21 protein-coding genes are annotated in these 25,520 nt (G+C 54.2%); 15 read left to right on the top strand and 6 right to left on the bottom strand.

Going from position 1 to position 25,520, the window contains the following annotated elements; genetic code table 11:
• Positions 1 to 19 precede the first annotated feature (19 nt).
• Positions 20 to 1,105, bottom strand: coding sequence for a metallophosphoesterase family protein (locus ACZ439_RS16495; RefSeq protein ID WP_054797930.1), 1,086 nt, complete (start codon positions 1,103 to 1,105; stop codon positions 20 to 22).
• Positions 1,106 to 1,693: 588 nt separating this feature from the next.
• Between ACZ439_RS16495 and ilvB the strand changes: the two genes are divergently transcribed.
• The 4 genes from ilvB to ACZ439_RS16515 all read left to right on the top strand — a co-directional run bounded on the left by ilvB (position 1,694) and on the right by ACZ439_RS16515 (position 6,763).
• Positions 1,694 to 3,436 carry a biosynthetic-type acetolactate synthase large subunit gene (gene ilvB / locus ACZ439_RS16500; RefSeq protein ID WP_054800197.1) on the top strand — a complete coding sequence of 581 codons (1,743 nt, stop codon included), beginning with the start codon at positions 1,694 to 1,696 and terminating at the stop codon, positions 3,434 to 3,436.
• A complete protein-coding gene (ilvN, locus tag ACZ439_RS16505) occupies positions 3,433 to 3,921 on the top strand; it encodes an acetolactate synthase small subunit (protein WP_127610470.1) in 489 nt (162 codons plus the stop codon). Before ilvB ends, ilvN begins: the two co-directional genes overlap by 4 nt.
• A gap of 136 nt (positions 3,922 to 4,057) precedes the next feature.
• Positions 4,058 to 5,050 carry a ketol-acid reductoisomerase gene (gene ilvC / locus ACZ439_RS16510; protein WP_054797931.1) on the top strand — a complete coding sequence of 331 codons (993 nt, stop codon included), beginning with the start codon at positions 4,058 to 4,060 and terminating at the stop codon, positions 5,048 to 5,050.
• Positions 5,051 to 5,215: 165 nt separating this feature from the next.
• Positions 5,216 to 6,763, top strand: coding sequence for a 2-isopropylmalate synthase (locus ACZ439_RS16515; protein ID WP_127610472.1), 1,548 nt, complete (start codon positions 5,216 to 5,218; stop codon positions 6,761 to 6,763).
• 72 nt (positions 6,764 to 6,835) lie between these two features.
• On the opposite strand, the gene ACZ439_RS16520 is transcribed toward ACZ439_RS16515, so the two are convergent.
• Positions 6,836 to 8,041: an aminotransferase-like domain-containing protein gene (locus ACZ439_RS16520; RefSeq protein ID WP_430103810.1), complete on the bottom strand. Its 1,206-nt coding sequence runs from the start codon at positions 8,039 to 8,041 to the stop codon at positions 6,836 to 6,838.
• Positions 8,042 to 8,278: 237 nt separating this feature from the next.
• Between ACZ439_RS16520 and leuB the strand changes: the two genes are divergently transcribed.
• The 3 genes from leuB to gcvH all read left to right on the top strand — a co-directional run bounded on the left by leuB (position 8,279) and on the right by gcvH (position 10,643).
• Positions 8,279 to 9,358, top strand: coding sequence for a 3-isopropylmalate dehydrogenase (gene leuB, locus ACZ439_RS16525; protein ID WP_127610486.1), 1,080 nt, complete (start codon positions 8,279 to 8,281; stop codon positions 9,356 to 9,358).
• Between the two features lie 248 nt (positions 9,359 to 9,606).
• Complete coding sequence (locus ACZ439_RS16530; RefSeq protein WP_054800195.1) at positions 9,607 to 10,155, top strand: peroxiredoxin; 549 nt, start codon at positions 9,607 to 9,609, stop codon at positions 10,153 to 10,155.
• Between the two features lie 104 nt (positions 10,156 to 10,259).
• Positions 10,260 to 10,643, top strand: coding sequence for a glycine cleavage system protein GcvH (gene gcvH, locus ACZ439_RS16535; protein ID WP_464619929.1), 384 nt, complete (start codon positions 10,260 to 10,262; stop codon positions 10,641 to 10,643).
• Positions 10,644 to 10,836: 193 nt separating this feature from the next.
• On the opposite strand, the gene ACZ439_RS16540 is transcribed toward gcvH, so the two are convergent.
• The 3 genes from ACZ439_RS16540 to ACZ439_RS16550 form a co-directional block, all read right to left on the bottom strand.
• A complete protein-coding gene (locus ACZ439_RS16540) occupies positions 10,837 to 12,174 on the bottom strand; it encodes a 5'-deoxyadenosine deaminase (protein ID WP_127610482.1) in 1,338 nt (445 codons plus the stop codon).
• Between the two features lie 508 nt (positions 12,175 to 12,682).
• A complete protein-coding gene (locus tag ACZ439_RS16545; RefSeq protein WP_464619930.1) occupies positions 12,683 to 14,653 on the bottom strand; it encodes a glycoside hydrolase family 15 protein in 1,971 nt (656 codons plus the stop codon).
• A gap of 235 nt (positions 14,654 to 14,888) precedes the next feature.
• Positions 14,889 to 15,101 (bottom strand): KTSC domain-containing protein, encoded by a 213-nt coding sequence (locus tag ACZ439_RS16550; protein WP_054797932.1) that lies wholly within the window; start codon positions 15,099 to 15,101, stop codon positions 14,889 to 14,891.
• A 559-nt stretch (positions 15,102 to 15,660) separates the two neighbouring features.
• Here ACZ439_RS16550 and ACZ439_RS16555 point away from each other — a divergent pair.
• From ACZ439_RS16555 to ACZ439_RS16575, 5 genes are all read left to right on the top strand, one after another.
• Entirely contained in the window at positions 15,661 to 16,089 is a 429-nt protein-coding gene (locus tag ACZ439_RS16555) for a hypothetical protein (protein ID WP_127610478.1), read from the top strand.
• 251 nt (positions 16,090 to 16,340) lie between these two features.
• Positions 16,341 to 17,126 carry an RNA polymerase sigma factor SigI gene (gene sigI / locus ACZ439_RS16560; protein ID WP_054800201.1) on the top strand — a complete coding sequence of 262 codons (786 nt, stop codon included), beginning with the start codon at positions 16,341 to 16,343 and terminating at the stop codon, positions 17,124 to 17,126.
• 18 nt (positions 17,127 to 17,144) lie between these two features.
• Positions 17,145 to 18,674 (top strand): anti-sigma-I factor RsgI family protein, encoded by a 1,530-nt coding sequence (locus ACZ439_RS16565; protein WP_464619931.1) that lies wholly within the window; start codon positions 17,145 to 17,147, stop codon positions 18,672 to 18,674.
• Positions 18,675 to 18,763: 89 nt separating this feature from the next.
• A complete protein-coding gene (locus tag ACZ439_RS16570) occupies positions 18,764 to 19,990 on the top strand; it encodes an aldo/keto reductase (RefSeq protein WP_464619932.1) in 1,227 nt (408 codons plus the stop codon).
• Between the two features lie 105 nt (positions 19,991 to 20,095).
• Positions 20,096 to 21,739, top strand: a complete 1,644-nt coding sequence (locus ACZ439_RS16575) for a leucyl aminopeptidase (RefSeq protein ID WP_464619933.1) — start codon at positions 20,096 to 20,098, stop codon at positions 21,737 to 21,739.
• A gap of 85 nt (positions 21,740 to 21,824) precedes the next feature.
• Here ACZ439_RS16575 and ACZ439_RS16580 read toward each other — a convergent pair whose 3' ends face one another.
• Positions 21,825 to 22,400 (bottom strand): hypothetical protein, encoded by a 576-nt coding sequence (locus tag ACZ439_RS16580; RefSeq protein WP_054796942.1) that lies wholly within the window; start codon positions 22,398 to 22,400, stop codon positions 21,825 to 21,827.
• 139 nt (positions 22,401 to 22,539) lie between these two features.
• Between ACZ439_RS16580 and ACZ439_RS16585 the strand changes: the two genes are divergently transcribed.
• From ACZ439_RS16585 to ACZ439_RS16595, 3 genes are all read left to right on the top strand, one after another.
• Positions 22,540 to 23,502 (top strand): Gfo/Idh/MocA family protein, encoded by a 963-nt coding sequence (locus tag ACZ439_RS16585; RefSeq protein WP_054796943.1) that lies wholly within the window; start codon positions 22,540 to 22,542, stop codon positions 23,500 to 23,502.
• Positions 23,503 to 23,588: 86 nt separating this feature from the next.
• The gene (locus ACZ439_RS16590; protein WP_054796944.1) at positions 23,589 to 24,188 is read left to right on the top strand and encodes a sulfite oxidase-like oxidoreductase; all 600 of its coding nucleotides are present in this window, start codon (positions 23,589 to 23,591) and stop codon (positions 24,186 to 24,188) included.
• A gap of 373 nt (positions 24,189 to 24,561) precedes the next feature.
• Positions 24,562 to 24,942 carry a hypothetical protein gene (locus tag ACZ439_RS16595; RefSeq protein ID WP_054796945.1) on the top strand — a complete coding sequence of 127 codons (381 nt, stop codon included), beginning with the start codon at positions 24,562 to 24,564 and terminating at the stop codon, positions 24,940 to 24,942.
• The last annotated feature ends 578 nt before the right edge of the window (positions 24,943 to 25,520 follow it).

Raw genomic sequence — 25,520 nt, forward strand, 5'->3', positions numbered from 1 at the left:
TTGTAAGGTTCCTTTCCGTTCACCTGCCGGGAACGGGCACGCTGAACTGAGCTTCAGGCACCCAGCGATTGCGGGCAAAGTCACGGCCCCGCACCTCCACCCGGTCTGCGAAGACGCGAACGAATAACCCTTCGCTATCTTCGGGCGCCGTCTCCGTTTCGCCTCCCTTCCCGTCATCCGTTAAAGGATGACCTACGGAGGAGGTGTTGATCATGGTAAATTGATCCCATCTCATCGTATACGGCGTTTTCAATTCCCAGTGCGTGTGGCTTGAGAAGAAAATAACCTGCGGGTATTTCGACAAAATCGATTTGAGCTCGGTATAGGCCACGACCCCGCGATTCAGCCCGCTGCCGGCTACCGTGTAAGGAAGCGGCTGATGCAAGAACACGAAGATCGGATTGCCGGAACCGTCCTCCTCGTGGAGCTTCTCGTCCAACCAATGCAGCTGCTTCGCAGAAAGAACAGCATCCTCTCCATTACCCGGAGCGGATTGCCGGTATTGTTCCGAACCGAGCACGATAAACCGGTATCCTGCAATGATCCGCTCGAAATAGAGGTTCTCGGCGTTGGAGAATTGCAGGAAGCGCGTCTGGGACGTCTGCTCCGTTTCGCCATTGGGGAAGCTTGCCGGCTTCCATCGGCCCTGATCGTCATGCCAGGCTTTATAGTATTCGTGATTTCCAATCGCATACAAGAGCTTGTCCGGAAGCGGAGCAGTTTCCAGAATGTTCCGGAAAGCTTCATAATCCTCGGGTAAGCCGTCGGTCATGTCGCCGTTTAAGATGATGGCTTCCGCATTCGGATCTAGGTTATGCAGATCGCTTAAAGCGGCGCTTAACTTCTGATGGGACGACTCGTCTTCAGCGCGGACGTGCGCATCGCTGAGCACAGAGAATGTGAGCAGCGGCTGGTCTGACGGCGGCGACTTCGGTACGGGCTTCAATACCCGTCCGGCAGCCGGTGCAGGTGCGGCTTGCTGAACGGAAGCCGATGCTTGGGGCGAAGCGGCTTGAAGGTCGGACGGAAGGTTCGCTACAAGCAGAACGCTCAAGGCGGAAATGAGGATCAGAGCAGCGAGAATCGACAAGAGGGGCTTGCGCAACTTCAATCACTCCCTTCAAGTTTAACGGTACAGGTACGTCTTTTTACCCGGCCTGTCCATGATTGACAACCTCTAACGACAACTTTCGCAGAATACCTTTCGTTCGCAACCGGCGGTTTTTGCCCGTAGGCGCGAAGCAAGGCCGAAATCGATTCTTCTTGACGAAGTCCTCGATTCGTCATATAATACATTAAAGTACAAAACAGCAGTTAACAGCTGTGAAGAGGACGAAGTGCTAAGGGCCCTTATGTTCAGAGAGCATTTGGATTTGCTGAAACCAATGCCATAATCCCTTATCTACGAGCTCACCTCGGAGCTGTTTTCCTGAAAAGTGCGGCTATGCCAAGCTGCAGCTAGTAGGGAAAATCGGATTGGCACTCGTTATTGTGCCGAGGGTAAGCGTAACGTTTGCTAGCAACGTTCATTACCTGCTAAGGTTATTTGCCGTGAGGCATTTAACAAATTTGGGTGGTACCACGGAAGATCAACCCCTTTCGTCCCGTCAGGCGCATTTGCGTTTGGGGGCGAGAGGGGTTTTTTGCTTATTTTACAAGCGTCGTCCTAAATCTAGAGAAGGAGGCCCAACCCATGATCTTACAAACCACACAAAAGTCTAAAGAGCAGCTTCGCGAAGAGCTGTTGAAGCCAGATGTCATCACCGGATCGGAAATGCTGTTGCGCAGCTTGCTGCTGGAAGGTGTCGATTGCGTCTTCGGTTATCCGGGTGGAGCGGTTTTATATATTTATGATGCGATGCACGGCAATCCCGATTTCAATCATTTGCTGACGCGTCACGAGCAGGGAGCCATTCATGCGGCGGACGGTTACGCCCGTTCGACCGGTAAGGTCGGCGTCTGTATCGCCACGAGCGGGCCGGGAGCGACGAACCTCGTTACGGGGATCGCCACCGCGTATATGGATTCGGTGCCGCTCGTCGTCATTACCGGCAATGTCGCGACGACGGTGATTGGAACGGATGCGTTCCAGGAAGCGGATATTACCGGCATCACGATGCCGATTACGAAGCACAGCTACTTGGTGCGCGATGTGAAGGATCTGCCCCGCATTATTAAAGAAGCGTTCCATATCGCATCGACAGGGCGCAAAGGTCCGGTGCTGATCGATATTCCGAAGGATGTCTCCAACGCGGCGGCCCCGTTCTCGTATCCGGACAAGGTGGATATTCGCGGCTATCATCCGACGGTGCAGCCGAACAAGCTGCAGGTCGACCGGATGCTGGAAGCCATCGCAGCGAGCGAACGCCCGATGATTATTGCCGGCGGCGGTGTTGTATATGCGAATGCGGCGGAAGAGCTGATGGAATTCGTGCGCAAAACGCGCATCCCGGTTACCACAACGCTGCTCGGCTTGGGCGGATTCCCGAGCGCCGACGATTTGTGGCTCGGCATGCCGGGCATGCACGGCACGTATGCGGCTAATATGGCGCTGCAAAACTGCGACCTGCTGATCGGCATCGGCGCCCGCTTTGACGACCGCGTGACGATGAAGGTGGACGGCTTCGCGCCGAAAGCGAAGAAGATCGTGCACATTGACGTCGATCCGGCGGAGATCGGCAAAATCGTCGAGACAGCCATTCCGGTAGTCGGCGACATCAAAGCCGTTCTGCAGCTGGCCAACCAGAAGGCGAAAGCGGCAAAGTCGGAGAGCTGGATCGCGGAAGTGATAGAGCTGAAGCGGAACAATCCGCTCAAGTACAACGACTCTGAGACTGAGCTGAAGCCGCAGTATGTGATCGAGATGATTCATGAGACGACGAAAGGCGATGCGATCGTCACAACGGACGTCGGCCAGCATCAGATGTGGGCCGCGCAGTTCTACAAATTCAACAAGCCGCGTTCGTGGATCACTTCGGGCGGCCTGGGCACGATGGGCTTCGGATTCCCGTCGGCGATCGGCGCGCAAGTAGCGAATCCTGACCGGTTGGTCGTCTCGATCAACGGCGACGGCGGGATGCAAATGTGCTCGCAGGAGCTGGCGATTTGCGCCATTAACAAAATTCCGGTGAAAATCGTCGTCATCAATAACCAAGTGCTCGGTATGGTTCGCCAGTGGCAGGAAATCATCTACGATAATCGCTACAGCCATATCGACTTGGCCGGCAGCCCGGATTTCGTGAAGCTGGCGGAAGCTTACGGCGTGAAGGGCCTTCGCGCTACGAACAAGGAAGAAGCGCGCCGCGCTTGGCAGGAAGCGCTCGATACCCCGGGTCCGGTTCTCGTCGAATTCGTCGTTCGGAAGCACGAGAACGTGTTCCCGATGGTAACGCAAGGCTCGACGATAGATCAAATGATACTGGGGGATTCGGAATGACACGCAAACACACCATTTCCGTTCTAGTGAATAACCAGCCCGGTGTGCTGCAGCGCGTATCCGGCCTGTTCGGCCGCCGGGGTTTCAATATCGAGAGCATTACAGTCGGGGAATCGGAGGAGAACGGTCTCTCGCGCATGGTCATCGTCACGACTGGAGACGATCATACGTTGGAGCAGGTTTCCAAGCAGCTGTATAAGCTGATCGACGTCATCAAGGTCGTCGATCTGAGCTCCAATCCGATGGTCGCCCGCGAGCTCGCGCTCATCAAAGTGAATGCCGAGCCGAATATGCGGCCCGAAATTCTCGGCGTCGTCGAGACGTTCCGCGCAGCGGTCGTCGACATCGGCCCGAACTCGCTGATCGTGCAGGTCGTCGGCGATTCCGAGAAAATCGACGCGATGACCGAGCTGCTTAAGCCTTACGGCATTAAGGAATTATCCCGCACGGGCGTAACCGCGATGATTCGCGGTATGGTGAAGTAACCCAAAACATAGTACAATGTTCCTGTGAGTGGGATCTCAAGCGGATGACCTTTCCTACGGACAGAAGCCCGCAGGCCGGTGGTGCGTTTGAGCACCCACTCACAGGGTTTTAAATTAAAGGAGGAGCTATTATACCATGGCAGTAACTACGTATTATGAAAAAGATGCAGACCTGAACGTTCTGAAAGGCAAAACGATTGCGATTATCGGCTACGGAAGCCAAGGCCACGCTCAGGCGCAAAACTTGCGCGACAGCGGCTTGAAAGTTATTATCGGTCTTCGCCAAGGTAAATCCTTCGAACAAGCGAAAAACGACGGTTTTGACGTGTACTCGGTAGCAGAAGCTACGAAATTGGCCGACATCGTACAAATCTTGATGCCGGACGAGACGCAAGCTCGCGTATATAAAAGCGAAATCGAACCGAACCTGAAGCATGGCGCAGCGATCATGTTCTCCCATGGTTTCAACGTTCATTTCGGGCAAATCAATCCGTCCGCGGATAAAGACGTATTCCTCGTCGCTCCGAAATCTCCAGGTCACATGGTTCGCCGTGTATACGTGGAAGGCTTTGGCGTACCTGGTCTGATCGCCGTTCACCAAGATGCAACCGGCCAAGCGAAAGAAATCGGCCTTGCTTATGCAAAAGGAATCGGCTGCACACGCGCAGGCGTTATCGAAACGTCCTTCCGCGAAGAAACCGAAACCGACTTGTTCGGCGAGCAAGCCGTACTTTGCGGCGGCGCGTCCGCACTCGTGAAAGCGGGCTTCGAAACGTTGGTAGAGGCAGGCTACGCTCCAGAGATGGCTTACTTCGAGTGTTTGCACGAGCTGAAGCTGATCGTTGACCTGATGTACGAGGGCGGCCTCGCAACGATGAGACATTCGATCTCCAATACGGCTGAGTACGGTGACTATGTAACCGGTCCTCGCATCATCACGGAAGAAACGAAGAAAGAAATGAAGCGCGTACTGTCCGATATCCAACAAGGTAAATTCGCTCGCGACTTCATCCTGGAGAACCAATCCGGCAACGCATTCATGACGGCTACCCGTCGCCTGGAGTCCGAGCATCCATTGGAGCAAGTCGGTTCCCAGCTGCGTGAAATGATGCACTGGATCAAGAAGTAGTTTTTACGCTAGTCAGCGGTTTACATGTCAGCACTGTATAAGGTCGGCTTGATGACGTCAGGCGGGACGAACCGGAAGCGCCGGGCGTTCCGCACGTTTCGAGCCGTACCTTTTTCTGCTTTAAGTAAGTATTCCATATTTCGGTAAAGCGTAGGTGAAACCGGCATGAGAAAAATTTATATTTTCGATACATCGCTGCGTGACGGCGAGCAATCTCCAGGCGTCAACCTGAACATTCAGGAGAAGGTGGAAATTGCTTTGCAGCTCGAGAAGCTTGGCGTAGACCGCATCGAAGCCGGCTTCCCGGCAGCATCCCCCGGCGATCTGGCTGCCGTTAACGCGGTGGCCAGAGCCGTCAAGAATGCATCTGTCATCGGGTTGTCCCGCTCGCGCGAGCAGGACATCGAAGCCGTGCGTGAGGCGCTTCAAGGCGCGGAGGATCCATGTATTCACCTGTTCCTGGCGACCAGCCCCATTCACCGCAAGCATAAGCTGAGAATGGAGAAGCATCAGGTGTTGGAAGCGGCTGAAGCGGCGATCAAGTATGCCAGGAAATATTTCAGCAAAATCGAGTTTTCGGCCGAGGATGCAGGGCGTACCGAGCTTGATTTCCTCTGCGAGGTAACCGATCTGGCGATCCGCTCCGGCGCGACGGTCGTGAACATCCCCGATACGGTCGGGTACATGACCCCGTATGAGTACGGCAACATTTTCAAGACGTTGAAGGAAACCGTACCGGGCATCGAGAAGATCCAGCTTAGCGCTCATTGTCACGATGACCTCGGGATGGCTACGGTGAACGCCTTGGCGGCGATTTTGAACGGTGCGGATCAGATCGAGGGCACCATCAACGGCATCGGCGAGCGCGCCGGCAACACGGCGATCGAAGAGGTGGCGTTGGCGCTCGAGACGCGTCAGGAGTACTTCCAGGCGAAGACAACGCTGACGTTATCCGAGATTGCGCGTACGAGCCGCTTGGTCAGCAAGCTGACCGGCATGGTCGTGCCGGGGAACAAGGCGATTGTCGGCGCCAACGCCTTCGCGCACGAATCGGGCATTCATCAGGACGGCGTGCTGAAGGAGAAGACGACCTACGAGATCATGTCTCCGGAGAAGATCGGGCTGAAGGGCGGCAAGCTGCCGCTGGGTAAGCTGTCCGGCCGTCACGCGTTCCGCGAGAAGCTGGTGGAGCTTGGTTACAGCTTGAACGACGAACAGCTCAATACGGCGTTCGGGAAGTTTAAGGCATTGGCCGATAAGAAGAAGCAGGTCACTGACGAAGACATCCTGGCGCTGGTCGAGGAGAAGTTGATCGAGACGCCGGAAGTGTTCGCGCTCGAGATGATCCAAGTGTCGTACGGGAACCAATCCACGCCGACCGCAACGGTGCGGATTCGTACGCTGGAAGGCCAGACGCTGGATGAAGCGGCAGTTGGCAACGGCTCTGTCGACGCGATCTACAATGCGATCGATAAAGCGACGAAGGAAGACGTTGAGCTTGACGACTACTCGATCCAATCCGTGACGCAAGGCAAGGACGCCCTCGGCGAGGTGCATGTCGTGCTGAAGCAGGGCGATTATTCCGTACAGGGCCGCGGCGTGAGCACAGACATCCTCGAAGCGAGCGCGCGCGCCTATGTGGATGCGATCAACCGTTTGATTGACAAACGCAAAACGCCTGCACGCGGACGCAACAACGTATCGACGGTTTAACGCAAAAACGACTGACATTTAAATGTCAGTCGTTTTTTTTATGCTCAGAAGGCGAATAATCGGAAGTGTGTCTTACGGTTGAACGGCAACCGATTGTAACTTTTCGATGGCGCGGTTCAGCCGCTCGAACGCCGTTTTCATTTCTTCGTAGTCTGTATGCGTAAAATTGAGTCGCATCGAATTCGTTTGCGGCTCGTCGGCATAGAAGCTGACGCCCGGTACGAAAGCGACGCCTTCCTCGACGGCGAACTTCATCAGTTCGGCGGTATCGATGTGCTGTGGCATCTCCACCCAGATGAACATGCCGCCTTTCGGCTCAACCCACTTTACACCATCCCAATTTTGCGCTTTCAACAGATCGATCATCTGGTGCATCCGGATCTCGTACTGCGTACGAATCAGATCAATGTGACCGTAAATGTCGAAGCTTTCGAAAATTTGGTGGATCGCCTGCTGGTCCATGGTGCTCGAATGCAGGTCGGCCGCTTGTTTAGCGCGCGCCATATGGCGGATGACTTCTTTATCGCCGACGACCCAGCCGGTACGCAGCGCAGGGGCGACGATTTTGGAGAAGGTGCTCGTGTAAATGACCGGATTGCCGTCCGCCTCGCCGCCCAGCGAGAAGATGGAAGGCAAGGGCTCGCCTTTGCCGAAACGCAGCTCTCCGTATGGATCGTCCTCCAGAATGAGCACGTTGTTGCGCTTACAGATGTCCAGCGTATGCTGCCGGCGTTCGATGCTCCAGGCTTTTCCTGTCGGGTTGGCGAACGTCGGGATGACGTACACGAACTTCGGCTGATGCAGCTTGATTTTGCGTTCCAAATCTTCCGGGTTCATGCCGTCCGTGTCGCAGTCCACCGATACAAGCCGCGCTTTATGCGATTGAAACACTTGAATGGCGGCCAAATACGTCGGCTTCTCTACCAGAATGACGTCGCCCGGGTCGACATAAATTTTCGTCAGCAGGTCGATTGCTTGCTGAGAGCCGGTTGTAAGCAGCATGTTGTCGATGCCGGCATGAATGCCTTTGCGCGCCAAATGCTTGGAAATGCTTTCCCGTAAAGGGGTGAAGCCTTCCGTTAATCCGTATTGCAGTACGCTGTTGCCTTGCTCGAACACGCGCGCGAACGCGTCTCGTACGGCATCCAGCGGAAAGTATTGCTCATTCGGCAAACCGCCGGCGAGCGAAATGATCGAGCGTCCTTGCGTGAGCTTCAGAATCTCACGAACGGCGGACGATTTGAAGCTGTCGATCGTCTCCGAGAAGCGATAATTCATGGGAATGGACTCCTTTAACAGCGGGCAGTTATGTCGCGCTTTATAGTTGTATTGAATCTATTAAATTTATTTTAATCCTTTGCAACTAGGATGACAACCTTCAAATCGGTCCCGAGGATCAACCTATAGGTATATAGTCAATGCCTATGAAGATGATAGATTTTATATCTTTGTAAACAGCGGATAAATATGCTACAACTGAACTAATGAACCCCAATGAAATGAGGAGTGGAACGAATGGCAGATGTAAAGAAAATCGCCGTCATCGCAGGCGACGGGATCGGTCCCGAAGTTGTGGCGGAAGCGATTAAAGTGATGAAGAAGACAGAGGAGCTGTTCGGCTACCGTTTTGAATTCGAGCACGGTCTGTTCGGCGGAATCGCGATCGATGAGAAAGGCACTCCGCTGCCGCAAGAGACGCTGGACATCTGTAAAAATTCCGACGCTGTGCTGCTCGGCGCAGTCGGAGGTCCGAAATGGGACAATAACCCGAAAGAACTTCGCCCCGAAACGGGCTTGCTCGGCATTCGTAAAGCACTCGGTTTATTCTCGAACATTCGCCCGGCGAACGTGTTCGATTGCTTGAAAGACGCTTCGACCTTGAAACCGGAAGTACTCGAGGGCACCGACCTGATTGTGGTGCGCGAGCTGACCGGCGGCATCTACTTCGGAGAGAAGTTCCGCCGCGAAGGCGCGCAAGGCCAGGAAGCCGTCGATACGTGCGTGTATAACGTGACAGAAGTGGAGCGTATCGTGCGCCAAGCGTTCGAAATTGCCCAAACCCGCCGCAAGAAGCTTGCTTCGGTCGACAAAGCGAACGTGCTTGAGACTTCCCGCCTGTGGCGTGAAGTGGTTAACCGGATTGCGCCGGAATATCCGGATGTCGAGCTTGAGCATGTGCTCGTGGACAACTGCGCGATGCAGCTGCTGCGCCGTCCGTCCAGCTTCGACGTCATCGTGACGGAGAACATGTTCGGAGATATTCTTAGTGACGAAGCGGCTATGCTGACCGGTTCGATCGGGATGTTGTCTTCCGCTTCCCTTGGCGAAGGCGCCTTCGGCTTGTACGAGCCGGTACACGGCTCTGCGCCGGATATTGCGGGACAAGGCATCTCGAACCCGATCGCGACCATCTTGTCCGTCGCCTTGATGTACCGCCTTACGTTCGGATACCATGACGCGGCGGAAGCGATCGAGCGCGCCGTGAAAGAAGTGCTTGATGCAGGTCACCGTACAGGCGACATCGCTGTCGATAAGAGCAAAGCCATCGGTACCGTAGCGATGGGCGATTTGATCGTGAACGCAATCCGTAAATAAGCTTGCTAGTTAATAAACTATAACCGGGTATACAGTTAAACTCTTGGGAAATACTCTTTCTTAAGAGTTTTTCTTTGTCAGTCCAGTCAAAAAGGGATAAGAGACCGACAATTTTGTACAAAATGTGACAGTTTATAATGATTATCATGAAGTAATTGCTTTAATCTTGACTTTGCTATTGTCGAATGATAGGATTTAAAGTGTGATAATCATTATCAATAAATTACAACAAGGAGGATATTATACACATGTCTGAACGTTTAGTAGGTAAACCGGCTCCTGATTTCACGATGGAAACAGTTCTGGGCGATGGCTCCGATTTCGGTAAAGTCTCTCTTTCCGATTACAAGGGCAAATGGCTCGTCTTGTTCTTCTATCCGCTCGACTTCACTTTCGTTTGCCCGACAGAAATTACGGCGATCAGCGATGCGGCGCCTCAGTTCAAAGCTGTGAACGCTGAAATCCTTGGCGTATCGGTTGACAGCAAACATTCCCATCGCGCATGGATCAACACACCAGTGGACCAAAACGGTCTTGGTAAGCTGAACTTCCCGCTTGCATCCGATCTGACGAAATCCGTAGCCCGTGACTACGGTGTATTGATCGAAGAAGAAGGTATCGCGCTTCGCGGCTTGTTCATCATCAATCCGGAAGGCGAATTGCAATACCAAGTCGTTCACCATAACAATGTAGGCCGCAGCGTTGAAGAAACGCTCCGCGTACTCGAAGCTTTGCAATCCGGCGGTTTGTGCCCTGTTGGTTGGAAAAAAGGGGACAAGCACTTGGTGGCGAAATAATCGGATTTTTCCGACCCTTATACCCCTCAGTCTGCCTACCCGGGCAGGCTCTGGGGTTTTTCCACGCTATATGAGCTTAAGAAGGTTAAGAAGGAGAGCGATCGATGGAAATCATCCAAGGACTGAAATACAGCGAAAATCACGAATGGGTACGCCTTGAAGGAAACCGCGCGGTTGTCGGGTTAACTGATTTTGCGCAGGAGGAGTTCGGCGTCATCGTGTTTATTGAGCTCCCGGAAGTGGGGGAGACGCTGCGCGCGGGAGAACCGTTCGGCAGTATGGAATCGGTGAAAACGGTTACTGAACTGTACGCGCCGGTATCCGGTAAGGTGATCGACATCAATCGGAAGTTGAACGAGAACCCGGGCCTTATCAACATGTCACCCTACGGGCAGGGTTGGGTGTTAGTCGTCGAGGTGAGCGATCCGGCCGAATTGGACAAGCTCTGGGACGCAGCGAAGTACGAACAAACTTATGCCCACGAATAAACGGACAACCTTGCTTCGTCGGGGTTGTTTTTCTCTTGAGATATAGCGATTTTCCTCGAAAGGGCTCCGATCAGGAGCTTTTCTTATGAGAATGGCCGCAAGTCTGCCGAATCAATCCCCCATCCACGTGCCTGAAGGAGCGGCGTCGGCGCCCCGACAGAGCGCCGACGCCTGTGTATCCCCGGCTGTTTCGCTAGCGGCTGATTGCGGTTCGTTTCAACAGACGCTGGATCGAACGATTCGCTTCGTGCAAGATGACGTCTTTGTTGATCGTTCGCATCTTTCCGTTCTCCATGATGATCTTGCCGTTAATAATGGTCGTTTCGACGTCGGCTCTGGTGGCGGAGTAGACGATCCGGGAGATCGGATCGACATCGAAGGACGGGTACATGTGGAAGTTGTTCAGGTTCAAGATCGCCATGTCGGCTTTCTTGCCGAGTTCCAAGCTTCCGATCTGCTTCTCCAAGCCGACGGCCCGGGCTCCGCCAATGGTAGCCATACGAAAGACGCTACGGGCGTTCATGGCCGTCGGGCCGTGAACGGGCTTCTGAATAAGCGCGGCCAGCCGCATCTCGTTAAACATATCCAGATTGTTGTTGCACGGAGCCCCGTCGGCGCCCAGGCTTAAGGAAATATCAAGTTCCAGCATCCCCGGCGTATCGGCAATACCGGACGCCAACTTCAGATTGGAGCCGGGACAATGGCTGACGTGCACGCCTCTCTCACGGATAATCCGCTTCTCTTCCGCATCCAGCCAGATGCAGTGCGCCAGTATCAACCGTTCGTTCGCCAGACCTAAGTGATCGAGGTAGACGACATTACGCATGCCGGTTTCTGCCTGTACGATTTGAATCTCATGCTGATTCTCCGAAGCATGGGTGTGCACCTTCGCCTCATACTGCGCCGAGAGCTTCTGAACCTCCCGTAACAAGGCTTCGGTGCATGAGATGACGAATCTCGGGGAGAACGCGTACTGGATGCGGCCGTTATCGAAGCCGTTCCACTTCTCCAGCAAATCGACGCTTTGTTGGAGGGAGTTCCAGGTATTCTCTTGCAAAGGTAAAGGGACCTCATCTCCCTTATCCATCATGACCTTCCCGGATAAGGCGCGAATTCCGCTTTCGGCAATCGCTTGAAACGCATAGTCCGTATGATGGACCGTCTCCATATCGACAATGGTTGTCGTGCCGCTTTGGATCAACTCGCCAATGCCGAGCATGGCCGAATAATAGATGGATTCCTGATCGTGAGCGGCTTCCAGCGGCCAAATCCGCTTTTTTAACCAATCGAGCAGCTCCAGATCGTCGGCTTTGCCTCGGAAGAGCGTTTGGCACAGGTGGATATGCGTTTGGACGAAGCCGGGAATGACGGTTCTACCTGTTGCGTCAATGATCGTCTCATCCGGTATCGGTTGTAAGTCGGGCCCGATGGCGTGAATGAGGTCGTCCTGAATCCGGACGTCTCCGGTTACAATGTCCTCGCGTGCATTCATCGTCACGATTTGCGCATTCTTGATCAGCAAGCTTCCCATGACTGACTCCTCCGTTTGATATGAAAATGAAGAGCTCAACTTCCTTTGAATGCAAAAAAGCTACGAAAAAAATACGCACAACGTGCCTATTTATTTCGCAGCTAGAAATGTACGGTTTCCAGTAAACGAAAAGGGGATACTTATTCGCTTACCTCGAATTGTAATTCATAGGCATATACATGTCAATATGTGTTATGTAAAATAACATTTATATTATTGAACTTAAGAACTAACATGCTTCTTAAACAATCAAGAGATAGAAACATCGGAAATGATGAAAAAAAGAGATGTTCATGTTATTTTAAATGACATTTAAATTGCAAGCGGCTAAGGGGCTAGAGCTGGCTCGAATTGAGGAATAGCGGAACAGCGTTGCTTTATTCCATGAAGTTCAAGGCTGCGATCGTCTCACATGCAAGCGAACTTTTGTTCTGTTATGTGTGGTTTGAGCAGCTCCGGAGCAGGAGACCCGAGCTCTGCCTGCCCGGAACTGCCCGTTATTCTGTACTTATTTCGAAGCTGCGAGCAGCTTCTTGTACTTCTCGGTATACTTCACGACGGCGAGCACGTAGGTCGCATGCGACCAAGTGAGCGGGGCGACCGAGACCGGATCGCCATTGAACGGATCGAGCTGTTCCGGCAAAATACCGCTTTCCATCGCGTGCTGGACGACCCATTCGAGTGTCTTGCGCGGCGATTCGAGATCGGCGAGCGTCTTGGCGTATTCGATTTCCCACTCTGCGATCCACAGCGTACAAATGATCCACGGGTTGCCCGGGATATTCTCGATATCGGAAGAACGCTGGAAGTAATAGTCGTGGTAGTAGCGGGCGACGCCGCCGACATCGGTTTTGATGGTTAAGCGATCGCGGTTCGCCCGCATCGTGCTGACGACGCGGGGGTCGTCGGCCGGCAGGACGCCAAACTCGAAGATGCCGTAAACGCTGCTCTCGTAAGTACGATCCTTGACCCATTGTCCGTTCTCGAGGTACAAGCCGCGGACGAACCGGCCTTCCTCTTCGTCCCATAGATGCTTCAGGATGCCGTTCTTGATCTTCTCGGCGGTATGGCGGTACCGGTTGGAGCGTTCTTCGTCGCCGAACAGGCTGCAGAAGTTGGCCGCGGCGATCAACCCGCCGTACACCGCCGACGCGGTGAACGTATAAATGCCGTACCGTTCCTCCCACAGGTCGTAGCTCGGCTTGGGCAGGGACAAGTCATGCTCCAGATAGCTGGACATGAACCGCGCCGCGCGCCGGATAAGCGTCCGGTACAGGGACTGCGGCAGCTCGATCACCTCGTGGCGGACGTAATCCTGCCACAGTGCGAACAAGACGAGCGCGGTTTCGTCCTCCTGGATCGGCAGCTGCATTTTGCCTCCGTTCAGATAAGGGTGCCAGCTGGACCCCACAGTACCGTCCGGGTTATATTTATGATGCAGGTAGCCTTCCGGAGACAGCGCATTCGCGCAGAAATGGAAGAACGGCGTAATCATCCCCTGGTACCCGGCCATCGTCATGGCGTACGCGATCAGCGCGCCGTCCCGCGGCCACATGTAGCTGTAATGATCGCGGTTCGATTGCATGATTTCCGAGTCGTTAGCCGCGATAATCGCGCCATTGACGTCGGTTTGGGTCCGGACGATCAGCAGGCTTTGTTTGTACATGCGGATACAAGCTTCGGTCAGGTTGCCGTAATCGCGTTCCGACTTGTTGACCCAGCGCTGCCAGTAGATGATGGCCCGCTCCAGCAGTTTGTCGGGGTGGCTCTCTTTCACATAAGCGTCGAGCTTCTTCACTTCTTCAAGGTCTTTCCCTGCGCTCATCCAATAGTAGAGCGATTCGTCCGCGTTCGGCGCCACGTGCGCACGCAGGGAGATCGTGCTGTCGACGGAGCCTTGCGCGATAGCGTTCCCGGACAAGTGGCCGTCCTCGGCGTCGCGCCATGTGCCTTCGGCGTTATAAAATCGTTTGACGCCGGTCGTATATTGATACAATCCTTCGCTGCCGGTCAGGCCGTTGAACATGAAGTAGCGGTCTTTTTTATAATGAAACACGGTGTTGTTCAGAGGATAGTATGCGGCGGTATCGCCGACTTCGGTTTCGTTAATGACCAAGTCTTGATTGAAGAACAGCCGGATTTCGCGGACCTTATCCCAATGGTTATGGACTCGGATGCGTTTCAAGTAAACGTCTTCGCGTTGGTGTACCCCGTCGTTGATCAGCAGCGTGACACCCAGATGATAATGCGATGCCCGGACTTCCGTGACAAGCGAGTCCTCGACATAGGAAGGCTCGATATTCCATTCGGGATCGGAAAGCCAGGTGAAACTGCCGTCCACCCATAAGCCGACGCGGCATTGATAACCGCCGATGTGGTTCAATTGCCCTACATAAGGGTAGTACAGATCGCGCATGAAGGTGTTGCGATCCAAGTTGATTAAAAACTTGCCGTTCCCGATGACAAGATGTCTGGGCAATGCATCCACATCCTTCTCTATCCAGAATGCTATCTTCATACTTTAGAGTACCGTTTTCTGGCAAGTGGGTCAATCCATGAAAATGAATGAAAACGGATACTGGCGCACTTTTTTTGCGATAATAAAAGATGATCTTACTAGAATCACATCCTAATTATTACCAAAATTAAATAGTGATAGTCTAAAAAAAATAATCTCCCGCTGGGCAAGGGAGATTATGTACTTGATCCGCCGTCTACGCTTGAGGGGGAAATACCGTCTTCGTGGCCGCCATTCGCATGATCATGTCGTACCGGTTGGGAGATTGCAGCAGCATCTGATACTGGTCGGGGGCGACGTCAAGGCAGGTGTACGTCTGACCCGTGTAATACTGAATATGCATTTGCGAGGCTTGGTCATCATACTGCACGAACGGAATTTGCTTGGAGCCGATCGAAATTAATTGCACAAGCGATTCTCTCCTTTCGGGGACGCGGGGGTTAAGTGGGAAAAATCCGACTGCGCCAGTAGGAACGGCAGCGGATTTTCCGAAGACGAAGCCTTTATTTAGATATGTATGCCGCTTGCATGAAGTTTAGAATACGTTTGCGGCACCGCTCTACAAGTGCGAATACAGCGGCGTCCTAATCGCCGAGCACTAGCAGGATAGAGGCGGCTAAGCGGTGCATAACGAGTGCCGGGGTACCGATGATCCGGAGTTTTCCTTTACGCGATTGATCATAAACCCGAAACCTCACTTCATACAGTTGGAATAAGCGTTAATTTTCCCAAAATCGTGCGGTATGATACGCAACCAATATTTAGCATATGGCGTTTTTCGGGGAAAAGAGGATTTTTGACACATTTGGTCGAATAACTTTAAGGATGGTCGGACTCCCGAAGGGGAACACGGCCTGTGTTACAGCTGCTGCATCGCAGCGGATGCCCGGTTGTCAACACCGTACAACGCAGTATCGCAATTTACGATGTCGGTTGTCACTTAGATGCAAAACTGGAGGCGAATGTGAATGAGCTTTTGCTGCGGCGCCAGCATGTTGGGGACTAAGGGGACGTTAAAACATATAAGAACGCAGATTCACAATGTGCCTCTGTTGTTTTGTCCGGTTTGCCACCGGGTAGAAGTGCATCATCTGGTGGAGAACGAATACGAAATATTGGCCGAATATGCGCATGGGGACGGAGCTCCGGAAGTTGATTTCGGCGAGTATGTGGAGAACCGCGATCAAGCCGAATTGTTCGAGAACTGCGTGAACCACGAGGATGAAGAACCGCTCGATGTGGTGCGCAGCCAAATCGACATGGCGCTCGACCTGCTCACGGTCGCCAAGGAAATCGGCGATGACGAATGGGAGCGGCAACTGAAGAAGCGGTTGAACGTCTTGAGCCAGCGTCGAAACAAGCTGAAAAGTAAAAAAACGATGCGCGGCATGTCCTGATCTTTACGACCCGACGAAACGTCCCTCCACCACGCGCTTTCTCCTCTTCATCCCAACCGGTTCTCGGGGAGAAGCAGCGTGATCGGCAACATGACGATGTGCCCGGAATCCGTTCCGGTCCAGCGTTCGTCACGCTGCCGGGAGGGACGTTTTTTTCATAAATATTCCTGTAAGAATCCAGGGGGAGCTCGTCTGCTGTACCCCCGTAATCGTATAGAGGGTAGCGAAAAATTTAGTGTGAGGTGGAACGGTTGCTGCTTGTTTTATTTAAAAGATTTTTAGGAAAACGTCAATCACACCACACGGAGCCGGAGAAACTGCAAACTCCGGAAGAGATTGTCATTCGAATTCAAGAAGGTGATCTGCGCCTACGCAACCAATTTATAACCGATTATCAGCCATATGTTGCGAAGGTCACAAGCCGATTTTGCAAACGTTACGTCGATCCTGCGAGGGACGACGAATTCAGCATCGCGCTAGGTGCTTTCAACGAGGCCATCAATCAGTTTTCGCCGCAGGCGGGCCGTTCGTTTCTAGGGTTCTCGGAGCAAGTCATCCGCCGGAGGCTGATCGATTATGTGCGTAAAGAGCAGCGTTTTGCCGGGCAAATTCCTTATAGCACGTTCGAGGTGGAGGACGAGGAGGAACATACGGTCAACCCGGTCGAAATTCACCAAGCGATCGAGCAGTTTGAGAAACAGAAAGGCATGGAAGAACGGCGAAGCGAGATCGTCGATCTGAGCCGCTCCTTGTCGGACTTTGGTATCAAATTTGACGAGCTGGTGGAGGCTTCACCCAAGCATGACGATTCGCGGCAAGCTTTATTCGGGATCGCCAAGAAACTGTCCGACGACGCAGACTTGATGCGGCTCATGCTGCAAAAGCGCATGCTGCCGATTAAAGAACTGTTGGATCAGGTAAACGTCTCCCGCAAAACATTGGAACGTAATCGGAAATTCATTATCGCCGTCGCTCTGATATTTAACGGACCGTACCCGTATTTGAAAGACTATTTACATATCAGAGATGAGGCTTAAAGGAAGGGGGGGACGTATATGCATAAAGGAATCGTCATGGAAATGACGGACAGGCACATTGTGGTGATGCGGTCCGACGGCAAGTTCGACCGTATTTCCCGTAAAACGAGAGCCTGTGAAATCGGGGAAGAGATCGTCTATGCGAGTTCCGGCATCAACTGGCGAAGTCCCTCGGTAGCGGGAAGATCCGCCATTGCGGCGGCCGTCATTTTTTGCCTGGTGCTGTTCGCAAGCTTTAACGGCAAGCTCGGCAGTCCTGAGGTTGTCGCCTACATATCGATGGACATCAATCCGAGCGTCGAGATGGGCATCGACATCGACGAGAACGTGCTGGAGCTTCGGGGCTTGAATGAAGATGGGATAGCCTTGGTCGAATCGCTCGAGTATAAGGGGAAAAAGCTTGAGCAAGTGACCGAAGGCTTGCTGGATAAGGCCGAGCAGAAGGCGCTCGCCGGGGGCGAGGCGGAAATCGTCATTACCAGCACCGTCGTGCAGGAGGGCAGCAAGGTGAACGACGAATCGCTCGCGGCCAAGCTGAAGCAGCAGGTGACCAAGCACATTGAAACGACACACCCGCAGCAGGCGAAGTCTTATCAAATAGCCGCTTTTGCGGCACCGGCGGAAGTTCGCGAGGCGGCCAATCAGAACGGTGTCTCGACGGGGAAATATTCCGTTTATTTGAATGCAAAGAACAGCGGGGCGGACGTGACGCTGGAGGAGCTGAAGAAGGAATCGGTGCTGAAAATTTCCAAATCGAAGCCGGATATAGCCCAATCGATTCGACTGAATCAACTGCCGACGAAGGCCGATTTGAAGCAGCTCGTGAAGCAGGAAAAAGCGGGCGAGCTGGATAAAAAGGTGGCGGAGAAGAAAACGGAAACCGGCTCCGGCAAAGGAACAACGTCGAACGGCAGGAACGGTTGGACGACGAACGGCTCTTCCGATAAATCGGGACCGGTGATGTCCGGCGGCAAAAACGGTTCTTCCGGCAGCGGCAATAAAGACGATGCCAAGAGAAACGGTACGACCGGCAAATCGTCCAACGATCGCGACGACGACCGTGACGACGATCGCGACGATGATCGCAAGGGCACGAACGTGAAGCCGTCGACCGGTGTAACGAAGCCGGTATCGTCCGGGTCGGGCTCAAATAAGGGCGACGACAGGAAAGACAACAACCCAAACAATAAAGAGCAAGCAAAGAAGGATGATGAGCGTCGGCGCGAAGAAGCCCGGCGCCTCGAAGATTTAAAGAAGCAGACGGAAGAGAGGAAGAAGAAGCAGGAAGAAGAACGGAATCAGCAGGAAGAAGCGCGGAAGAAGCAAGAGGAAGAACGCAAGAAACAGCAAGAGGAAGCGCGCGAGAAGCAGGAAGAAGCCCGGAAAAAGTTGGAGGATGAACGCAAGAAGCTGGAAGAGGAAGCACGCAGGAAGCAGGAAGATGCCAGGAAGAGGCAAGAAGAAGCGAAGAAGAATCAGGAGCAGAATAGCAATTCCTCCACGTCGGACGATTCCAGGAACAGGGACCGTGATAACAATGACGATTAAACGTCATCTCCTTGCGCTGCCGATGGGTGCCTATCAGCCATCCTTGCCGTGACACGGCAGGGAGCGATGCGTGTACGGCAGGGGGGCGCTTGAAGAAAGAGAACCGTATTCGGCTGTTGATTCAGGCCGGGTGCGGTTTTTTTGAAGCTATCGGCAAAACCGCCTTGGCAAGAGGCAAGTTGGATGATACGGACACCCGGGGACGGGTGTTTTTTCGCGCAGGTTTGAACTATAATGATCAAAGAGCTTATGGACCAAGGGACCAGGGGAGGGAAACGGACGTCATGCGTTATTCCATATTCGGCAAGACGGGCTATCGGGTATCTTCGCTCGGTTTTGGAGCGATGAATTTGCCGGGAGTTCCGCTGGAGCAAGCGCGGGAAGCGTTAAACTATGCGCTCGATCAAGGGATTAATTATATCGATACAGCGGCGGGCTACCGCAACAGCGAGGAAATTATCGGGGAATGCATTTCACACCGACGGTCGGAGTACTTTTTGGCTACCAAGACATCGAAGCGGGATTACAAGACGGCGAAGGAAGAGATCGAGCGAAGCCTGGTGCGAATGAAGACCGATTGTATCGATCTTTTGCAAATCCATTATGTGAATAAGGTGGAGGAATATCAGGCGGCCATGGCCGAAGAAGGCGCTTACCGGGCGGCGCTGGAGATGAAAGAGAAGGGGTACATCCGGCATATCGGCATTACCGGGCACCGGCCCGATTTGTTGGCCAGGTGGATTAAGAAGGAGCAGTTCGATCAAGTGTTGTTCCATCTGAATTTGGCGCAGCCGTTCGCGTTGGATGAGCTGATTCCGGAGTTAACCCGTCTGAATATGGGGAAAACGGCCATGAAGCCGCTGTCGGGCGGTTTTATTCAACCCGTGGCGAAGGCGATACGCTACCCGTTCAGCCAAGATGTTCACGTGATCCTGTCCGGGATGGTCAGCAAGGCCGAGGTCGAAGAGAATATCGCGGCGATGCGCGAAGAAGTGGGGCACGCGGAGCGTGCCGAGCTGGAGCGGCTGGCGGCTGACCTGGGCGGGCATAACTGCCGGCGCTGCAATTATTGCTCTTGTCCGGTGGAGATCGCGATTCCGGACATTATGATTTCCAGTCAAATCCGCAAGACGTTCGGCCTGCTGCCGAAGGGCGACGGATTTTATCAGAACAATAAGGAAAAGATTTTATCGTGCGCCGACCACGAGCCCTGTAAGGAGAAGCCCTTGTGCGAGCCGATGTGTCCTTACCATCTGCCGATGCGCGAGGTCGTCATGGGGGCTGCCGATTATTACAAGGTGAGCGGAATGGCTTAAGTATGGGCGTAACGATTAGAAGATGCAAGCGCACGAGCTGCGGCAGGAAAAGAAACCGGGAAGTCGTGCGACCTACATAACGGTCGGAGGAAGGTGTGAGCGGATATGGATGCGTTCGAGCGCTATGTGACGCAGGAGTTACGACTGCGTATCGTATTAGCCGATGCAGGTGTAGAAGCAAGTGCGGGAGCGGATGGAAGTGTGGCGGCAGACGGGACAAGCGAAAGCGAGGGAATCCCGGCAGGAGCAGCGGCAAGCGCCGGCACGGATGCGCTCGTGCTGTTCGTCACCCGCGAGGCTTTGGCCGCGGGGACGTGGGCGGCGGAGGCCGGCATGGCCGTGCCGGCCGCGCTGGTGCAAGCGGTCCGCGCCTCGCAGGAGCGCGGACGATTCTCGGCCGGCCTCGGGGAGACCGAGGCCTTGCCGACGCTAGGCCTGATGCGCGGCTATCAGGCCCTGCTGCTCTGCGGGCTTGGCGAAGCCGCCCGCGTGAGCACCGACGCCTGGCGCGACGCTGGCGTCTATGCGGCCCGCGCCGCGCTCGGCCAAAGGCTCGAGCGCCTCGCGGCGCCGCTGCCGCGCGCCGATACGCGCGCGGGGCTGTGCGAGCGCGTGCAGGCGCTCGCGGAAGGGCTCTGGCTCGGCGGCTACCGCATGCCGAGCTATAGCGCGGCGGCGGCCGCGGAAGCGCCGCCGCTGCAAAGCGTGGCGCTGCTGCCCGCAGGCAGCGCCGAGCCTTCCGCGCGCGCCGAGCTTGCGCGCGCCATCGAAGCCGCGCGTGCGACCGCGCTGGCGGTGTACACGGCGCGCGACCTGACGAACCTGCCCGGGAACTACCTCGGGCCGGAGGAGCTCGCGCGCGCAGCTCAAAGCTTGGCCGCCCGCTACGGCCTCGAATGTACCGTGCTCGACGAGCGGGGCATTCGCGAGCACGGGATGGGCGGGCTCGCAGCGGTCGGCCAAGGCAGCGTCAACCCGCCGCGCATGATCGCGGTCCGCTACCGCGGAGCCTCATCGCCGGAGGCGGGCGTGCTGGGCCTCGTCGGGAAAGGCATCACCTTCGATACCGGCGGAATCTCGCTCAAGAAGCCCGACGGGATGGAAGAAATGATCAGCGACATGGGCGGGGCCGCCGTCCTGCTGGGGCTGATCCATGTGCTGGGGCGGTTGAAACCGCCGATGGATGTCGTCATGGTCATTCCGACCGCCGAGAACATGCCGTCCGGAGCGGCTTTCAAGCCGGGCGACATCGTGAAGCTGATGGACGGACAAACGGTGGAAGTATTGAATACGGACGCGGAAGGGCGGATCGTGCTGGCGGACGGCGTGTTGTATGCGAAAAAGCTGGGCGCTACGCGCCTGATCGACGTGGCTACCTTGACCGGGGCCGTGTTGGTCAGCTTCGCGGATGTCGCGACGGGCGCGGTGACGAATGATGACGCCCTGCTTCAAGAGGTGCTCGCGAACGCGCAGGAAGCGGGCGAGAAAATATGGCCGCTGCCGAACTATCCGGAGTACCGGGACATGCTCAAGAGCCGCGTAGCCGACATCAAGAACGCCACCGGCCGCGACCTCTGGGCGGGCTGTATTACGGCGGGTTTGTTCATCGGGCATTTCGCCGGGGAAACCCCCTGGGTTCACCTCGATACGGGAGGCACGGCCTGGCTGTGGAGCGAGCGGGGCACCGAGCCGGCAGGAGGCACCGGGGCGACGGTACGCACACTGGCCAGGCTGCTGGGCAAGTCGTAACGAAAGTTCATCCGGTTCCGCCTAGCGAAAAAAGCAGATGATTCGCCCGGTTGGTTACCCGAAGGCGGTCATCTGCTTTCATGTATTAAGCCTGCATCTGCTTGCTGCCAGATGTCACGGGAACGGCATTTGCCATTTGCCGGACGGCCATCTCCTCGAGATCGCCCAAACGAATCGTCAGTCGCGTCACTTCGTCGGTCGTGACGGATAGTCCTGCGGTCCGTTCGGCAAGCTGCTTGAGGTCGATGCCGATCCATCCCGGCTTGCTCGGGTGCGCCGACAAGTCATAAGACAGTACCGGAAGTCCGGCGTCTGCAGCTTTACCGGGTTTCATGTTCGTTTCAGGAGCTTCCTCCCGCTTGAGGCTGTCCAAGTGAAAATAAAGCTTGCCGGCCTTCCGCCACCGGACGAAACCGGGGTCGAACGAGATCGTTACCTTGCCGTTCACGCCTCCCGAATGGACGCGAAGGCTGACCCGCTTGCGATGCTTGGGACGAATATATTGATGCCGTTCGATATCGGGCAGCCAGATGACGATCAGGATCGGCAAGGCGCTGGCGGCATACAAGTAAACCGTTGATTCGTAATAGACGGCCAAACCGAGCAGTACCGCGAACGCGACGAGCGAGGCGGCGAAAAGCCGGGTTTTCATTCTATGCATAGTGAAATCCCCCAGAAGTAAGGTACGGATCAGGCGAAAGCGGTGGGATCGCCAACCTTTATATTACCATAACGCTTGGTCCCTTGAAAGTCGCTTGGTGCTGGAGGTTTTATCAAATTTTGGTGAAGGAGGGGTTCGGATGAAACCAAGGATCGGCATCGTCGGTCTGGGCGATATCGCCCAAAAGGTATACATGCCGCTGCTTTCGGCAAACGATAATGTCGATATCGTCGGCTTGTCAAGCCGCAATCCGGCCACAGTCGAACGGATCGGCGCGCAGTATCGGATACCGGGGCGTTTTGCCTCGGTCGAGCATTTGCTGAAGGAAGCCAAGCCGGATATCGTGTTCGTGCACAGTCCGACGGAAACGCATGAGGATATCGTCATGTCTTGTCTGCAAGCGGGCGCGCACGTCTACGTGGATAAGCCGTTATCCTATGATTTGCAGGCCTCGCAGCGGATGGCAGACTACGCCCTCGATCATAACTTGCTGCTGGCCGTCGGCTTTAATCGCCGGTTTGCTCCACTCTATACGGAGGCCAGGCGTTGGCTGGCGCAAACTGGCGGCTTTGACGCAGTTACCGTCTCGAAACACCGCACCAAGCTGCAAAATCAATGCGCCCGGCATACGCTTTACGACGATCTGATCCATATGCTCGATCTGCTGTTGTGGCTAGGCGGGGACGCTTTCAAGGTCGGATCGTACTTGGAGCGTACGGATGCCGAAGGCAGGCTGGTGCTTGGCTCGGGCACGCTGCTGTTCGGACAGGGGAATGCGGACTCGGCAGGCAGCGCCGATGGGGCGATCGCCCATTTCGGGATGGCGCGGCTGGCGGGAGCCGACCTGGAGAAGCTGGAACTGCATGGCGGCGGACGTTCCGCCGAGGTCCTGAACATGGAGAGAGCGGTTTGGATGGAGCGAGGCGAAGCCCCCCGCGAGCAAACGTTCGGCAGCTGGGACACCATTTTATACCGAAGAGGGTTTGCCGGCGTCGTCCAGCATGTGCTTGATTCGCTTGCCGATCCCGGCAGCTGCACGGTTCGGGCCGACCGGGTTCTTCCGGCGCACCGGCTCGTTGAGGCGCTTCATCCTGGCGCTTAATGGACCGCATGGTCAAACTTGCCTGATACGGTTATACTATATGTAATATGTAATACTCCCCAATGTTAAGGAGGTTGATCATTAACATGGCAAACGAAACCAAATTCACAAATGACAATATCGCCGACCGCGTTCCCCCGGGCCAAACGCTAACCGACGGCTTTCCCGTTCTGCACTACGGCAGCGTTCCGTATTACAATGATATGAGCAAATGGGATTTGCGCCTATTCGGACTGGTGGAAGAGGAAGTTACTTTAAGCTATAAACAATTTCTGGCGCTGCCGATGCGCGAGTTCCATAATGACATTCACTGCGTAACGACGTGGTCGAAGCTCGACAACGTCTGGGAAGGCGTCTCGGTCGCGACAATCATGGAACTGGTTAAGCTGAAGCCGGAAGCGAAATACGTGATGCTGCACGCCGAGCACGGCTGGACGACGAATTTGCCGCTGGACGATTTCTTGCGCGACACGACGTTCCTTGGCATCCGCCACAACGGCCAGCTGCTGACGCCCGAGCATGGGGCTCCCGTGCGCGCGGTCGTTCCGCATCTTTACTTCTGGAAGAGCGCGAAGTGGCTGCGCGGCATCGAATTTATGGAGAAAGACAAGCCGGGCTTTTGGGAACGGAACGGGTATCACATGTATGGCGATCCCTTCAAGGAGCAGCGCTACGATTTCGATTAAAGGTATACTTAGAAGAAACTCACTCGGTTACACAGAACTGAGCGTGAGTTTTTTGATTAAGGGATTTAAGTAAAGGAATAGTTGGGGACGTAAAGGGGACGTGAATAAATCACGTCCCCATATGTATGTATCGTGGATAGAAAATCAGCAGCAATAGCAAAACTTATAGTGGCACTAAACCGAATGGGATTATTTTAGATTTAGATATCCCACAAGAATCTGATTTCTAAAGCTTTCCTTCGATATCGGCATCGCATATAACCCCGATCTCGTAATCCGTGACATCGAAGGGATTGTCGTCGCTCCGCTGGAGCGCGTCGATACGAAGAAACTACTGGAACAAGCTTATCAAGTAAAGATCGCATCCAACAATTTGGACGAGACGTTGTGGCTGCAAGAGCACACGGTAACCTCTAACGTCTACGGTGACCGATATTTATCAACTAATGCAGCCATCGCAGCTACACAAAACCGGAAGACACAGCTTGAGCTAACCAAGAAAATTGAAGTGACGTACTCGGAAGCGAATCAAGCATTACAGGCCTACACCGAGGAGGCGCGAAACGTAGAGGATTTGCGGGTCGATCTTCGTAGAATGGAAATTCGTTACAAGGTAGGCGCGGTTTCCAAGCATGAGGTGAACGCTTTCGGTTTGAAGCTGAAGCAATCCGAGGCGGAGAGAGACATCGCTGCATTGAAATTTTATGCGATGCAGGAAAAGGCTGAGGCGATGAAGAAAGGCTTTATTTCTTAATTCCGCATCATGACCATTCTTATAGGTTGTTTAACTTTCGATAGTGGGGCCATACGAGGCTGCCGCGGGATTAATCGGTGGCCTTGTAAATCGATTGGGGTACTCTGATGATTTTATTATTCATGCATATATAGATCTTTCATGCGAAACGACACTAGGCTGCCTACACTTTCGGAAGCCTGTTCAGGTCTACCAATAAAAGCATGCTAACATAACCAGTAAAACGGGGTATCCTCTGTAATAGATTTAAAGCAAACCTACCAAATAACCCTCTAAAGCTGCCATCGCGAAGGGTTGTTTTCAACGGGAATAAGCTATGTGAAAATCTTTTTACTAGCTAATATCGTGTATAGTCCAGTGGACAAGCTTATTCGCACATGTGACCAGGGCCACTTTATGAGGCTTTCTTACATTCCAACGGGTACTTTAACTAATGCTCGGAGATCCGTTTAAAGAACAAAGGTATGATTTTGACTAAAAAGAAGACCGGCCAGGATATTGAATCCCAATCGGTCACCTATTAAAATCCAGTTCGGATAAAACCGAAGTGGGCGCACTCGACCTGTAAAGGTTCAGAA

It is taken from the genome of Paenibacillus sp. JCM 9796, assembly GCF_055379675.1.